General features: G+C 61.7%; 13 protein-coding genes. 3 read left to right on the top strand and 10 right to left on the bottom strand.

Going from position 1 to position 13688, the window contains the following annotated elements:
* Window positions 1-206 precede the first annotated feature (206 nt).
* Window positions 207-1031 carry an SDR family NAD(P)-dependent oxidoreductase gene (locus RCF49_RS19415; protein WP_342641433.1) on the top strand — a complete coding sequence of 275 codons (825 nt, stop codon included), beginning with the start codon at window positions 207-209 and terminating at the stop codon, window positions 1029-1031.
* Here RCF49_RS19415 and RCF49_RS19410 read toward each other — a convergent pair.
* From RCF49_RS19410 to RCF49_RS19400, 3 genes are read right to left on the bottom strand one after another with little or no spacing between them, the layout of a single operon-like run.
* Window positions 1025-2185, bottom strand: coding sequence for an acyl-CoA dehydrogenase family protein (locus RCF49_RS19410; protein ID WP_342641432.1), 1161 nt, complete (start codon window positions 2183-2185; stop codon window positions 1025-1027). The two genes, RCF49_RS19415 and RCF49_RS19410, sit on opposite strands and share 7 nt — an antisense overlap.
* Complete coding sequence (locus RCF49_RS19405; RefSeq protein WP_342641431.1) at window positions 2182-3369, bottom strand: CaiB/BaiF CoA transferase family protein; 1188 nt, start codon at window positions 3367-3369, stop codon at window positions 2182-2184. Before RCF49_RS19405 ends, RCF49_RS19410 begins: the two co-directional genes overlap by 4 nt.
* The gene (locus tag RCF49_RS19400) at window positions 3366-4214 is read right to left on the bottom strand and encodes an FAS1-like dehydratase domain-containing protein (RefSeq protein ID WP_342641430.1); all 849 of its coding nucleotides are present in this window, start codon (window positions 4212-4214) and stop codon (window positions 3366-3368) included. Before RCF49_RS19400 ends, RCF49_RS19405 begins: the two co-directional genes overlap by 4 nt.
* A gap of 268 nt (window positions 4215-4482) precedes the next feature.
* Here RCF49_RS19400 and RCF49_RS19395 point away from each other — a divergent pair, with 268 nt between their 5' ends.
* A complete protein-coding gene (locus RCF49_RS19395; RefSeq protein ID WP_342641429.1) occupies window positions 4483-5553 on the top strand; it encodes a tartrate dehydrogenase in 1071 nt (356 codons plus the stop codon).
* 209 nt (window positions 5554-5762) lie between these two features.
* On the top strand, window positions 5763-6230 hold the full coding sequence (locus tag RCF49_RS19390; RefSeq protein WP_432807417.1) for an AAC(3)-I family aminoglycoside N-acetyltransferase: 468 nt from the start codon (window positions 5763-5765) through the stop codon (window positions 6228-6230).
* A gap of 21 nt (window positions 6231-6251) precedes the next feature.
* Here RCF49_RS19390 and RCF49_RS19385 read toward each other — a convergent pair whose 3' ends face one another.
* The 7 genes from RCF49_RS19385 to ftsH all read right to left on the bottom strand — a co-directional run bounded on the left by RCF49_RS19385 (window position 6252) and on the right by ftsH (window position 13587).
* Complete coding sequence (locus tag RCF49_RS19385) at window positions 6252-7187, bottom strand: bifunctional helix-turn-helix transcriptional regulator/GNAT family N-acetyltransferase (protein ID WP_342641427.1); 936 nt, start codon at window positions 7185-7187, stop codon at window positions 6252-6254.
* Between the two features lie 154 nt (window positions 7188-7341).
* Complete coding sequence (locus RCF49_RS19380) at window positions 7342-7791, bottom strand: DUF3597 domain-containing protein (protein WP_342641426.1); 450 nt, start codon at window positions 7789-7791, stop codon at window positions 7342-7344.
* A gap of 126 nt (window positions 7792-7917) precedes the next feature.
* Window positions 7918-9072 (bottom strand): AAA family ATPase, encoded by a 1155-nt coding sequence (locus tag RCF49_RS19375; RefSeq protein WP_342644244.1) that lies wholly within the window; start codon window positions 9070-9072, stop codon window positions 7918-7920.
* 212 nt (window positions 9073-9284) lie between these two features.
* Window positions 9285-10007, bottom strand: coding sequence for a DUF1428 domain-containing protein (locus tag RCF49_RS19370; RefSeq protein ID WP_342641425.1), 723 nt, complete (start codon window positions 10005-10007; stop codon window positions 9285-9287).
* A gap of 49 nt (window positions 10008-10056) precedes the next feature.
* Window positions 10057-10482, bottom strand: coding sequence for a VOC family protein (locus RCF49_RS19365; protein WP_342641424.1), 426 nt, complete (start codon window positions 10480-10482; stop codon window positions 10057-10059).
* Between the two features lie 133 nt (window positions 10483-10615).
* Window positions 10616-11704, bottom strand: a complete 1089-nt coding sequence (locus RCF49_RS19360) for a S1C family serine protease (protein WP_342641423.1) — start codon at window positions 11702-11704, stop codon at window positions 10616-10618.
* Between the two features lie 44 nt (window positions 11705-11748).
* Window positions 11749-13587, bottom strand: a complete 1839-nt coding sequence (ftsH, locus tag RCF49_RS19355; protein WP_342641422.1) for an ATP-dependent zinc metalloprotease FtsH — start codon at window positions 13585-13587, stop codon at window positions 11749-11751.
* Between the last annotated feature and the right edge of the window lie 101 nt (window positions 13588-13688).

The raw sequence follows: 13688 nt of genomic DNA, 5'->3' as shown, positions 1-13688 counted from the left end.
GCCCGCGCGGATCTGCAAAGCCGCGGTTCCCAGTCAACGATCATTCGCCACTGAGCGTGGCATATCGGCGAGAGAGGCTATGATGACAGCCGCGACGTGGCTGGAGGCGAGCAAAGCCGACTGCTTATCGTCACCGGGAAGGATTGAGAAACCGGAAGGGAATATGGCGAAACTGTATCTTTCCGGACCTGATGAGGGGAAGATCTATGCGTCTCAAAGACAAGGTCGTGCTCGTGACCGGCGGCAATTCCGGTATCGGCCGAGGTATCGTGCTGCGCGCCGTCCAGGAGGGCGCGCGCGTCGTGATCAGCGGGCGAGATGAAGAGAAGGGCCGCGCCACGCTCAATACGGTGCGGGCGTTGGGTGGCGAAGGAGCGTTCGTGGCCGGCGACCTCACCATAGAGGACCACTGCAAGAGGATCGTGGACCAGGCAGCGGCCGCATTCGGCCGGCTTGATGTGCTCGTCAATAATGCGGGCGCGGGTGCCATGCGCTCCGGGGTCGATGCCAGCGATACACCCGGTGTCCGGCTGCGCAAGGTGATCGGCCCCAATCTCGAGGCGGCCTATTTCACCTCAGCCTATGCCCTGCCGCATCTTGCCGCTGCGGGCCGAGGAGCCATCGTCAATATTTCATCCACAGCCACGTTTCATGGCCAATGGGGAAATTACGCGGTAGCCAAGGCCGGGCTCGAAGCATTGACGCGGGCGCTCGCGGTCGAAGGCGCGGCTTGCGGCATTCGCGCCAATGCCGTCTCGCCGGGCTGGATCAGGACGGAGGCGACCGCGGGCAATGCCGGAGCGGATTGGGAGAAAGGCGTTTCGCTGCTCGGGCGCATGGGCACACCCGACGAGATCGCCCGCGCGGTCATGTTCCTCGCATCGGATGAGGCCTCCTTCGTCACCGGCGCGACCCTGCTCGTCGATGGCGGCCTTACCATCACCGATTATTGCTCGCTCCCCTGGCTCGAGGCGGCCGGGGCCGGCCGCCTGTTTGCCGGCACTTTGCGCCGGGATGAACCGGATCAATAGGAGCGCGGAAGCCCCAGAATGTGCTCCGCCACGTAGGACAGGATGAGGTTGGTCGAGATCGGCGCCACCTGATAGAGCCTGGTCTCGCGGAACTTCCGCTCGACATCGTACTCGGCTGCAAAGCCAAAGCCGCCATGGAACTGGATGCAGGCATTAGCCGCTTCCCAGGAGGCATCGGCCGCCAGGAGCTTGGCCATATTCGCCTGGGCACCGCAGTCCTGATGGGCGTCGAAGCGCCGGCAAGCCTCATAGCGCATCAGGTTTGCCGCCTCGACATTCACATAGGCACGGGCGATGGGAAATTGCACACCCTGGTTCTTGCCGATGGGCCGGTCGAAGACGATGCGCTCCTTGGCGTAATTGGTCACCTTGTCGATGAACCAATAGCCATCGCCAATGCATTCGGCGGCGATCAGGGTGCGCTCGGCGTTGAGCCCGTCAAGGATATAGCGGAAGCCCTTGCCCTCTTCGCCGATCATGTTTTCGGCAGGGATTTCCAGATCCTCGAAGAAGAGCTCGTTGGTCTCGTGGTTCACCATGTTGCGGATCGGCTTCACGGTGAGGCCATTGCCAATGGCGTCGCGCAAATCGACGAGGAAGATAGACAGGCCTTGCGATTTTTTCTGAACCTGGTCGAGAGGGGTGGTGCGCGCCAGCAGGATCATCAGGTCGGAATGCTGGATGCGCGAGATCCACACCTTCTGGCCATTCACCACATAGCGATCGCCTTTGCGCATGGCGGTGGTCTTGAGCTTGGTGGTGTCGGTGCCCGTGGTGGGCTCGGTCACACCCATCGACTGGAGACGCAACTCGCCGCTTGCGATCTTTGGCAGATAATACGCCTTCTGCTCGGCCGAACCATGCCTGAGCAGCGTGCTCATATTGTACATCTGACCGTGGCAGTGGCCGGCATTGGCGCCAGAACGGTTGATCTCCTCCATCACGATGGAGGCCTCGGTGAGGCCGAGTCCCGACCCGCCATATTCCTCGGGGATCATGGCGGCGAGCCAGCCAGCCTCGGTCAGGGCATTGATGAATTCTTCGGGGTAAGTCGCCTTCTCATCATGGGCACGATGATATTCCGGAGGGAAGCGGGCGCAGAGCTCGCGAAGGGCCTCGCGCATTTCATTATGGGTCTCGTTCAGCGTCATCATTTACTCGCCTTATCCCCGGCACTATCGATCAACTCGGCAATCTCGGTCGCGGAATAGCCAAGCTCCTCCAGAATGGCGCGGCTGTGCTCGCCAAGATCGGGCACTGTGTCAAGCCGTGGTTCCCAGCCTGAACCGCCAAGCGGCTTCAACACCGGCACGAGTCCTTTGGGCGTGTCGATCTCGGCCCAGCGCCCGCGCTCGGCGAGCTGCGGATGAGCCCAGAGCCCCGCCATATCATTCACCCGCGCGTTGGCGATGCCGGCCTCCTCAAGGCGAGCAATGGCCGCCTCCGTTGAAAGGCTCGCCAGGACCTGCCGGATAACCGGCTCGATCACGGCGCGGTTCTGGCTGCGGCCGGCATTGCCTTTGAACCGTTCGTCCTCGGCCCAGTCAGGCCGCTGAAGCACCACGCGGGCGAAGGCCGACCATTCCCGATCATTCTGAAGGCCAAAAAGCACCGTTCCATCAGCGGTTGCGAATGGCCCATAGGGGAAGATGGTCGCATGGCCCGCCCCTGCTCGCGGCGGCGGTGGCGCGCCCTCGAAGGCATAGAGCAGCGCGTAGCCCATCCATTCGGCGAGAGCTTCCAGCATGGAAATCTCGATGTGGTCGCCGACACCCTCGCGCTCGCGCCTGAGCAATGCCGCGAGAATGGCCTGATAAGCCATGGTGCCGGCAGCGATATCGGCAATCGAGATGCCGGCCTTCGCCATATCGCCCTCAGTGCCGGTGATCGACAGGAACCCCGCTTCCGCCTGAATCAGCAGGTCATAGGCCTTGCGCTTCTCGAATGGGCCGCCGGTTCCATAGCCCGAGATGTCGCAGGTGATCAGGCGCGGGTGGTCCTTGCGCAGCTCGACATGACCAAGCCCCAAGCGCTCGGCGGCACCCGGCGCAAGGTTCTGAATGAACACGTCAGCCCGGGCGATCAGCGTCTTGAGGGCGGCCACTGCCTCCGGGCGCTTCAAATCGAGGGTGAGGCTTTCCTTCGACCGATTGGTCCAGATGAAATGGCTGGCAAGGCCGCGCACACGGGTGTCGTAGGAGCGTGCAAAATCACCCCCGTCGGGGCGCTCGACCTTGATCACCCGGGCACCCAAGTCAGCGAGCTGACGGCTGCAATAGGGTGCCGCAATCGCCTGCTCGAGGGTGACCACGAGCATACCGTCCAGCGGCCGGCTCATCGGGCAACCACCGCTTCGGCCTGCATGGCCAGTCCGCCCTCGTTATTGCTGGCCCAGAGTTTTACCACGCCATCGGCATCGGGGGGCGAGCCATTCACGCTCATCTCGCGCCCGGCAAAGAGTGGGGAGAGTGCGCGGAACGAAAAGGATTTCATCGTGGCACCGCCCAAGTGCCGCTCGGCCAGATCAACGAGCAGGGTGGCGATCAGCGGGCCGTGGACGACGAGATCGGGATAGCCCTCCTCCTTCTGCACGTAGTCGAGATCATAATGAATGCGGTGCGCATTGAAGGTGATGGCCGAGTAGCGGAACAGCAATGTGGCATCGGGAACCAATGTCCGCCGCCACTCGCCCGGCGCGACTGGGCTCGCGGGCTTTGCTGCCGCGCCTTGAAGGCCGCGATAGACGATATCCTGCTCCTCGATCATCGCAACGGGACCACCATCGACACTGAACTCGTTGCGAAGGGTCACGAAGACGAGCCGTCCGCTCTTGCCCTCCGTCTCCTTCACGGAAACGATCGTGCTGCGGCGCGTGATCTCGCCACCAGTGGGCAAGGGCTGCACAAAGGTATAGCGGGCCCCGGCAAACATACGGCGAGGCAGGTCATGGACAGGGGGCAGAAAGCCACCGCGCTTGGGATGGCCATCGGGCCCCAGCTCAGCCTGGCGTGCCGTCGGCAGGAAATAGAGCCAATGGGCCATCAAGGGCACGGGATCACCGGGGCGACAGGGCGGCCCCTCGCGATCAAGCACCGCCTGAAACCGATCGACCGCCGCCGTCGTGGCGAAATCCCGCGCCTCCTCGCTGCGCCCGATCCATTCGCCGTATATGCTCTCAGCCATTGTCCTCTCTGAAGCCAGTTCGGTCAGCTCCGCAAGCACCAAAGGCTCGCGATTTCGCGCGAGAAGGGCACGAAAACGCGGCACGTGCCAGCTGGCCGGCTCAATTGCGCCGACTATATGACACGATTTTCCCAAATGGCCAGACGCCCCTGTCCGGGATGTAGCCCTTGCGTGCCGATATCAACGACCTGGTGACGAATGGCGCGATCAACGCTATTCACGGTCAATAACAGGCTTAGCCGCCCAGCATGACCACACGGAGGAGTTGATGCCATCAAACAGCTTGCGAATTGCCGTGATCGCCGGAGATGGCATCGGCAAAGAGGTGGTGCCTGAGGGCTTACGGGTGCTCGAGGCAGCGGCGGCAAAGTTCGATCTCGATCTCCGCTTCGACAGCTTCGATTTTGCGTCGTGCGACTATTACGCCAAGCACGGTGCGATGATGCCCGAGGACTGGAAAGCCCAGATCGGCGGGCATGACGCAATCTATTTCGGCGCGGTCGGCTGGCCCGCAACCGTTCCCGATCACATCTCGCTCTGGGGATCGCTGCTGCAGTTCCGACGCGAGTTCGACCAGTATGTGAACCTGCGGCCCGTAAAGCTGATGCCCGGCGTCAAATGCCCACTGGCCGACCGGAAGCCGGGAGATATCGACTTCTTCGTCGTGCGCGAGAACACGGAGGGAGAATATTCCTCGATCGGCGGGCGCATGTTTCCGGGCACGGAGCGGGAGATCGTGATCCAGGAGACGGTGATGAGCCGCGTGGGTGTCGACCGTATCCTGCGCTATGCCTTCGAGCTCGCCCAGCGACGCCCGAAAAAGCATCTGACGTCGGCGACCAAGTCCAACGGCATTTCCATCACTATGCCCTATTGGGACGAGCGGGTGGAGGAAATGGCCAAGGCCTATCCCAATGTGCGCTGGGACAAATACCATATCGATATCCTTACAGCGCATTTCGTGCTTAATCCGGACCGGTTCGACGTGGTGGTTGCCTCCAACCTGTTCGGCGATATTCTTTCCGATCTCGGCCCTGCCTGCACGGGCACGATCGGGATTGCGCCATCGGGAAACATCAATCCGGAAGGCAAGTTTCCATCGCTGTTCGAGCCGGTGCATGGCTCAGCACCGGATATTGCCGGACAAGGCATCGCCAATCCGGTGGGCCAGATCTGGGCGGGCGCCATGATGCTCGACCATCTCGGACATGCCGAAGCGGCTGCCGCGATCGTGCAGGCGATCGAGACCGTGCTTGCCGAAGAGAAGCTGCGCACCCGCGATCTGGGCGGGCCGCTCGGCACCGAAGCGTGCGGCAAAGCCATTGCGGATGCGGTCTGAGGCGCAGGGCCTAAAATCCTGACGTGTCAGCGCTTTGAGAGATTTCGCGAACTCAAAGCGCAATCCGCTTTTGATCGGACGTGAAATATCTTGGTTAACGCTCTGTATAGACTCAGCGAATCCAGGCTATTCTCAACTCGCATCTTAGCGGGGGCACGCTCTCACCTGCGCCCTCCCCTTCCAAGAGGGTGGAATTTTTGGGGATGATGATGGCGAGGCCTTGCTTCACAGTGCGCCGTCTCGGGTGCTCGGACGTTTCGGTTCTGCGCGAGCTCAACCGACTGTTTGGCGAAGCTTTCGAAGATAGGGAGACCTATTCGCAAGAACCGCCGAGCGATGCCTATATCGAAGGGCTGCTTGCGAAAGAGCATATCGCCGTCATGGTGGCATTGGGGCCCGGGGATGAGGTGCTCGGCGGGCTCGTTGCCTATGCGCTCGACAAGTTCGAGGGGGCGCGACGCGAATACTATATCTATGATCTCGCCGTCGATGAACGCTACCGGCGCCAAGGCATTGCCACGGCGCTCATCGACCATTTGCGCATACTTGCCGCCGAGAGCGGTGCTTGGGTCATCTTCGTTCAAGCCGATTACGGGGATGACCCCGCCATCGCTCTTTACGAGAAGCTCGGGTCGCGCGAAGAGGTTCTGCATTTCGACATCGCGGTCGAGCCGTGACCCCTCCCCCGGCTGCACAGATCAGAGGGCGAGCGACCAGGTCTGCCCGATCAGGTGCTTGCCGAAGGAATGGTGCGGCTCCTGCTCAACGAGCTTGAAACCGGCCGCCTCATAGATCCGGCGCGCGGAGACCAGCACATCATTGGTCCAGAGCGTTAGTGTTTTGTAGCCCTTGGCGCGGGCAAAACTGATGCATTCATCAACCAGGCGCCGCCCAATCCCCAGACCACGCACAGCCGGCTCGACATAGAGCAGCCTGAGCTTCGCCACGGTCTCCGACTGCTCGACGACAAAGACGGAGCCGACCACCTGTCCCGCCCGTTCAGCGATCCAGGATGCCTCGCGGCGAGAATTAAAGTTCTGTACGAAATCGCTCAGGATCTTTGCGACCAATGCCTCATAGGTCTCGTCCCACCCATATTCCTGGTGATAGAGCAGGCCCTGACGGTGAGTGATCCAGCCGACATCGCCGACGCGCAACGGCCTGAGAATGTAAGGGATTTGGGGCTCGGGTGTTTTTGTCAAGGAACGCTCGATCGTCTGCATGGCGGCAATCAGGGCGTCCCGCTCGCCGGGAGCAAGAGCGCCTAGCAAACCCGCAATCTGATCTCTCGATCCCTGATCAAGCGGAGCGAAGGCACGGCGGCCGGCGGGCGTCAGCGTCAGTAAAACCTGCCGGGCATCATCGGGGTGGGGCTCGCGGGCAAGCAGGCCCTGTTCTTCGAACCGCTTGAGAATACGGCTGAGATAGCCCGGGTCGAGGCCCAGATCGGCGCATAAAGCGGTCGCGGTCAGTTGGTCGTGGTGAGCGAGCTCGAAGAGAATTCGCGCTTCGGTCAGTGAAAAGGCGCTCGCCAGCAGGCCTTCATCGAGCAGGCCAAGCTGGCGCGTGTAGAACCGGTTGAAGTGGCGCACGGCGTCGATCTGATCAGGCGCCGATTTCGCGTGAGATGTCATAGCAGCCTCCCATTCTGTTGACATAGTCAATCACAAAATTGACCAAGTCAACGATCTGGGTAACTTGGCTGCCGGTAATCCGTCGTCGGTCATACCGCGCCCACCCACGGGTCGGCGCGTTGCTTCGCGATAGTGGTCTTTTGACAGGATAGGATCAACGGAGCAGATCGGCCGGGATCTTGCCACCGTTCTGGGCAAGCTTCTGCATCAGCGCCTTGAGCAGCCAGACGTTCATAGCGGCGGTGTCATTGGGATCGCCGGTATAGTTGAGTTCTTTTGCAAGCTGTTTGCGGACCTGAAGGCTGCTGTCGAGATCGAGGGCCTTCATGAAATCAACGATCGAATGGCGCCAGTCGAGAGGTTGACGCTTGCGGGCAACCGCAGCATCGAGGATTGCTACGACGTCGACGGGCGCAGCGGCCGGCTGGGCAACAGGCGCTGGAGTTCTCGCAAAGGGCTGTGGTGATGGCGCTGAGGCGGGGTCCGATGCTGCGCCCGGCGCGGAAGCAGGCCGGGGACCTAAGTTGACTGTCGCCGGCGAAGGCGTTGCCGCTTGCCCGGCTCCCTTCCAAAGCACATGTTTGATCGCGTCAAAAATCCCCATCACGTATCTCCTCATGGTCGGGCGGCTGTCATCATTTCAGCCCGCGCCCTAGTGATGGCTCAAGGTAGCGATTTATGTTGAATACTCTCTAAAGTTGCATATCGGCAATGCAGGCAGTCGCAGGGCCTATCGACTCGGCCATTCCCAGGAGATCCGTTCCAGACCCTCGATCACCGTCTCACCGCAAGACTTGGAAAGCTCATGGCTCTGTGCACCGGCGGCTGAGAGCTCATCCACCAGAGCCTTGGCGTGGGTGACCACGATGATCTGACAGCTCGCGGAGGCTTGCAGGATGAGGCGCGCGAGAGGTGCGAGCAGCTCTGGATGGAGGCTTGTTTCCGGCTCATTCAGCACCATGAGCCCGGGTGCGCGCGGGGTCAGCAGAGCTGCGAGCAGCAGGAGATAGCGAAGGGTCCCATCGGAGAGTTCCGCAGCATGCAGGCTGCGCAAAAGCCCATGCTGGCGCATGAGCAGCTCAAGTTTGCCGCCCGACTGGGCGATGGTGATGCCCGAGTTGGGGAAGGCGTCGGCGATAGCCCGGCTGAGCCGGTCCCGGTCGCCGATTTCGATGATGGTCTGCAGCGCTGCGGCGAGGTCAGATCCATCGGCACTCAAGGCAGGCGTGCGGGTGCCAACACGGGAGGCCCTGGCCGGCGCCTCCGCGTCGGTCCGGAAGTGATCATAGAAGCGCCAGCCGCGCATGCGCTCGCGCAGCACGAGCAGCTCAGCCATTTCGCGCGGATCAGCCGCGTGGGTCATCATGCTGTCATAAGGCGGCAGGCTGGTGATCAGCGTTTGGCGGCGGCCTGCCCTATCCAAACCGGTCACCGCTGGGCCAACGCGTGTCGCAAAGGCGTTGCGCCGGCTCAGCACATCGCCCGTCCAGACTGCTTCGGCCTTGATTTCCGGATCGAGCGTGAACATCGATCCGGAGGAGATGATGGGCAAGCCAAGGTCGATGGCGTAGCCATAGTCCTCGGAGGCGAAGCCGAGCTTGAGGCTCACGCGCTTCCTGCGCATGGTGCCCTGAATCTCCTGGGTGCCAGCCCGCATCTCACGGGAAATCTGCTCGGGACCTGCCCAGAGGGTCGATTGCAGCCCGCCCTCAGCGGCAAGGGATGAGATCACCCGGCCTTGGGCAACTTCGGCGAGCAGGCGGAGCGCGCGATAGAAGCTCGATTTGCCGGTGCCGTTACGGCCGGTGACGACGGTCAGCCGGGCGAGCGGCAGGACAAGGTTGCGGATCGAGCGATAACCGGAAATTGCAAGTGTGTGGATCAAATTCACGCAACCGAAAGTCGTCCTTCCTTGCGTTGTGACGAACTGCCCGTCATTCGTCAAGTTCACTCGGCTATTCCGGTGACGGGCATGACCCATTGCCCACGACGCGGCTCACCGCGGGAGACAATTGCTCATCGTGCAGAAAAGCGTTGGATGGGGGCGCGCCACCATGAGGGATGACGGCGGCGCGCTTCGCCCGCGGGCGAATGGGATCACACGTCCAGGATGGGAACAAAGCTTCCGTAGATCATCCGCTTCCCGTCGAATGGCATGGTTTCCATGTTCATTTGCATTCGCGGGTCCTCCATCATCTTCTTCCAGCCTTCGCTGCGGGCTTCTTTCGATGGCCATTCGACCCAGGAATAGACGACCGCCTCATCGCTGGTGGCCTTCACCGCCGATTTGTAGTCCGTCACCTTGCCATCGGGCACGTCGTCACCCCAGGCCTCCACGACGCGGGTCGCGCCATGATCCTTGAAGACCTGCGCCATTTTCGCCGCCAACTCGCGATAGGCCTCCTTGTTGCGGGTCGGAACCGGCACGATGAAGCCGTCGGTATAGCCCATGCGGCCGCTGACCTTGTCGTCCACAATGGGAGCGAAGCCACCAAAGATCATCCGCATGCCATCAAACGGCATCTCGGCTGCCTTCTCGCTCATACGCGGATCGCTCATGATCTTGGCGTTCGCCGCATCGCGCGTCGCCTTGTCGGCATATTCGATCCAGGAGAAGACGACCATCTCATCGGGCTTGGCCTTCACGGCGCCCTTGAAGTCGGTCACCTTGCCATCGGGCACCTCGTCGCCCCATGTCTCGACCATGCGAATTGCGCCGAATTCCTTGAACAGCGGCGCTGCCTCGGCAGCATGCTTGCGGTATACCTCCTTGTTCGCGGCCGGCACTGCAGCGACAAATCCCTCGATATAGACCATCATTCCTCTCCCTGTTGGAGCTTCCGATCGCGTCTCGTTTGGCTGAGCTTGATCACTCCGGTGTCGAACCGAACGCCCATGTCACGCCGAAGGGATCCTTCACCATACCGTATCGGTCTCCCCAAAACATCAGCTCGACCGGCATCAGCACGGAGCAACCGGCGGCGACCGCACGATCGAACCAGCGGTCGGCATTGTCGACCTGCAGGTGCAGGTTGAAGGCTTGGGGTGGAACTGCGGGATAACCGTGCTCGGGCATCGGATCCATCAGCATCACCGAGCCGCCATTGATGTCCACGCGTGCATTCAGGATGCGGCCGTCCTCCATCTTCGCCCTCTCGCCGATTTCCTCGCCAGCGAAGGCGCGGACATAAAATTCAATGGCAGAAGCTGCGCCGTCGAGCATGAGATACGGGACAACGCCGCCCCTCAGGGGCAACGGCCGTTCGGGTTTCTTGGGAGCAATGTCATCTGGCATTTCGGCCTCCTGGGCTAATTGATATTAACGTTGATATCAACATAAATGGATCCTGTCAACGGCACCTGCACGGTCAGCCGGTGCGGACCAGACGGTAACAGAATCGCCAAACAATCGGTTGTAAAGGCCCGCGTTAGCGCTGGGCGAGATCGATCACATCCACTTTGACGGTGCGCCGGTTGCTATCGCGCATGACGGTGAGATCGATGGTGGCGCCAGGGCCGGCCCGTTCAAGCCGGTCGGTGAGATCTGAAAGCCTGCGGACCGGCTCGCCGTTGGCCTCAATGATGACATCGCCTATCGCGTCCGCCGCGGGATCTATACCGACAAGGCCGGCGCGAGCGGCAGGCGAACCCGGCACGACACCGGCGACGATGACACCGGTCACGCCGAGGCGGGTGGCGATGGTCTCGTCCGCTGCGAGAATGCCGATGCCGGGTGTGGGCACACGGCCGGTTCGGATCAGCTCGGGGACGACTCGGTTCACGACATCAATGGGAATGGCAAATCCGATGCCGGCATTGGCGCCGGAGGGTGAGTAAATGGCGGTGTTCACGCCGATGAGACGTCCGGACGAGTCAAGAAGCGGCCCGCCGGAATTGCCGGGGTTAATGGCCGCATCGGTCTGGATCACGTCGGCGATCTCGCGGCCGCCGCTCGTTGGCAGCCTGCGCTTCAGCGCACTGATCACCCCGGTGGTGAGCGATTGCTCGAGCCCAAATGGATTGCCGATCGCAAAGGCTGCTTGGCCCACCTTGAGATCGCTGGACTTGCCTATGGTGATGGGCGGCGGCAGGGATATGGACCGGTTGAGACGGAGAACGGCGAGATCATAGTTGGGCGCCTCGCCCACCACCTGGGCCGGCACGATCTCGCCCGAGGCAAAGCGAACCGCGATGGTCGCCTCGCCGGACACCACATGGTCATTGGTAACGATGTGGCCTGCAGCATCCCAGACGAAGCCTGTTCCAGACTGGGTGGCGTTCGGATCGACATCGAAGGGATTGTGCGGGGGCTGCGCCACGACCTGGACGACGGAAGGCGCCACCGTCTCGAATATCTTTGTCGCCGTCTGCTCATAATCGGCAAGAGCTCCGCTTGGGGTGACGACGCGCGGCTCAGTCGCCGCGAAAAACACACGATCCAAATAGGGTCGAACCAGCTGTGCTCCGAGCAGCACCACGAGCACGAGCAGCAAGATCGACACGAAGCGGTTGCGCATCCCTCTCTCCAGTTTCCAGGCTCAGGGGAAAATGTATCTGTTATTCAGTGCATCGATGCGACCAGTGGCGCTGATTTGTCGGCACCGACAAGATCTTTGAGCTCCTGCTCGTCGAGGGTTTCCTTCTCGAGCAGCTGTCTCGCCGTACGGTCGAGGATGGCGCGGCGCTCGCTCAGCAAAGCCACTGTCCGGTCAAAGGCCGTATCCACGATGCGCCTCACCTCCTCGTCGACTTCGGCTGCGGTCTGTTCCGAATAGTCGCGCTCACGCGGCCCATCCGCGAGTGGATTGGGACTGAGGTAAGATCGCTGGTCCTTCTCCAGGGCGACATTGCCCAGCTTCTCGGACATGCCATAGCGGGTGACCATGGCGCGGGCGATGTCGGTCACCTTGGCCAAGTCATCGGCGGCGCCGGTCGAAAGGTGATGGAAGATGATCCATTCCGCAGCGCGTCCGCCCAGCAGAACGGCCATCTTGTTCTCAAGCTCTTCGCGGGTCATGAGGAAGCGGTCCTCGGTCGGGCGCTGGATTGTGTAGCCCAGCGCACCGATGCCGCGCGGAATGATCGAGACCTTGTGCACCGGATCGACCCCCGGCAGCGCCATGGCAACGAGCGCATGGCCCATCTCGTGATAGGCCACGATTTCGCGTTCGCGCGGATTGAGCAGCCGGTTTCGCTTCTCCAGGCCGGCAATCATCCGCTCGATGGCATTGTTGAAATCGGACATGGTCACCGCGTTGGCACCGCGGCGGGTGGCAAGCAGGGTTGCCTCATTGACGAGATTGGCCAGATCGGCCCCGGTGAAGCCGGGCGTCAGCGCCGCCACCTTCTCAGCGTCCACATCGGGGGCAAGCCTGGCCTTCTTCAGATGCACCGCCAGAATCTGCGTACGGCCGACCTTGTCGGGCCTGTCCACCAGCACTTGGCGGTCAAATCGCCCGGCGCGCAGGAGAGCGGGATCGAGGATCTCCGGCCGGTTCGTGGCGCCGATCAGCACAAGCCCGGTGGAGGAGTCAAAGCCATCCAGCTCGACCAGAAGCTGATTGAGCGTCTGTTCCTTCTCATCATGCCCGCCAATCGGGCCGATGCCGCGGGCACGGCCGAGCGCATCGAGCTCGTCGATGAAGATGATGGCGGGCGCTTTCGTGCGCGCCTGTTCGAAGAGATCGCGCACCCGCGCGGCGCCGACGCCCACGAACATCTCGACGAATTCGGACCCTGAAATCGAGAAAAAGGGCACTTTCGCCTCGCCGGCAACGGCTTTGGCGAGCAAGGTCTTGCCAGTGCCCGGGGGACCGACCAGCAATATGCCCTTGGGCATGCGGCCACCAAGACGGCCATATTCCTTGGGGTCCCTGAGGAAAGCGACCACTTCCTGGAGCTCGGCCTTGGCCTCATCGACGCCGGCCACGTCTTTGAAGGTGACGCCCGTATTTGCCTCGACATAGATCTTGGCTTTGCTCTTGCCGATCTGCATCAGGCCGCCGCCGAGGCCGCCCCCCATGCGCCGCAAGAGGAAGAGCCAGACCCCGATGAACAGGGCCATCGGAACGATCCAGGACAAGAGATCACGGACAAAGGTGTTTTCCACCTGCCCGGAAAAGCGGACGCCATAGCGCTGCAGCTCGTTGGCGAAGCCCGGATCGACCCGGGTGGTTACGAACTGGGTCTTGCCATCAGCCAGCGGCTCCTTCAGCACCCCCTGGATGAAGCGATCGGAAATAGCGACTTCCGCCACCTTGCCCTGCTCAAGATATTTCTCGAAATCGCTGTAGGGGATCTGCGCGACCTGCACCATCGTGGTGATGACATACTGAAGGAACAGCACGCCCAGGATCGCGGCGGCCCAGTACCACATGTTGAATTTGGTCTGCTGGTTCACGGCGATCTCCGGATCGCGCAAGGCAGAATGGACCTCACGCACTCAATGGAGTGCTAGCACACGGGCTTGATCGGAAACGTGAAACAGCGACACGAGTTGCT

The organism is Rhodoligotrophos sp. CJ14, assembly GCF_038811545.1.
Classification (GTDB): Bacteria; Pseudomonadota; Alphaproteobacteria; order Rhizobiales; family Im1; genus Rhodoligotrophos; species Rhodoligotrophos ferricapiens.
This window is presented reverse-complemented; position numbering and strand designations above follow the sequence as displayed.

Excerpts from the sequence above, each read along its gene's own strand:
- RCF49_RS19415 (WP_342641433.1), top strand. The coding sequence starts at position 207 with ATGCGTCTCAAAGACAAGGTCGTGCTCGTGACCGGCGGCAATTCCGGT.
- RCF49_RS19410 (WP_342641432.1), bottom strand. The coding sequence starts at position 2,185 with ATGATGACGCTGAACGAGACCCATAATGAAATGCGCGAGGCCCTTCGC.
- RCF49_RS19405 (WP_342641431.1), bottom strand. The coding sequence starts at position 3,369 with ATGAGCCGGCCGCTGGACGGTATGCTCGTGGTCACCCTCGAGCAGGCG.
- RCF49_RS19400 (WP_342641430.1), bottom strand. The coding sequence starts at position 4,214 with ATGGCTGAGAGCATATACGGCGAATGGATCGGGCGCAGCGAGGAGGCG.
- RCF49_RS19395 (WP_342641429.1), top strand. The coding sequence starts at position 4,483 with ATGCCATCAAACAGCTTGCGAATTGCCGTGATCGCCGGAGATGGCATC.
- RCF49_RS19390 (WP_432807417.1), top strand. The coding sequence starts at position 5,763 with ATGGCGAGGCCTTGCTTCACAGTGCGCCGTCTCGGGTGCTCGGACGTT.
- RCF49_RS19385 (WP_342641427.1), bottom strand. The coding sequence starts at position 7,187 with ATGACATCTCACGCGAAATCGGCGCCTGATCAGATCGACGCCGTGCGC.
- RCF49_RS19380 (WP_342641426.1), bottom strand. The coding sequence starts at position 7,791 with ATGGGGATTTTTGACGCGATCAAACATGTGCTTTGGAAGGGAGCCGGG.
- RCF49_RS19370 (WP_342641425.1), bottom strand. The coding sequence starts at position 10,007 with ATGATGGTCTATATCGAGGGATTTGTCGCTGCAGTGCCGGCCGCGAAC.
- RCF49_RS19365 (WP_342641424.1), bottom strand. The coding sequence starts at position 10,482 with ATGCCAGATGACATTGCTCCCAAGAAACCCGAACGGCCGTTGCCCCTG.
- RCF49_RS19360 (WP_342641423.1), bottom strand. The coding sequence starts at position 11,704 with ATGCGCAACCGCTTCGTGTCGATCTTGCTGCTCGTGCTCGTGGTGCTG.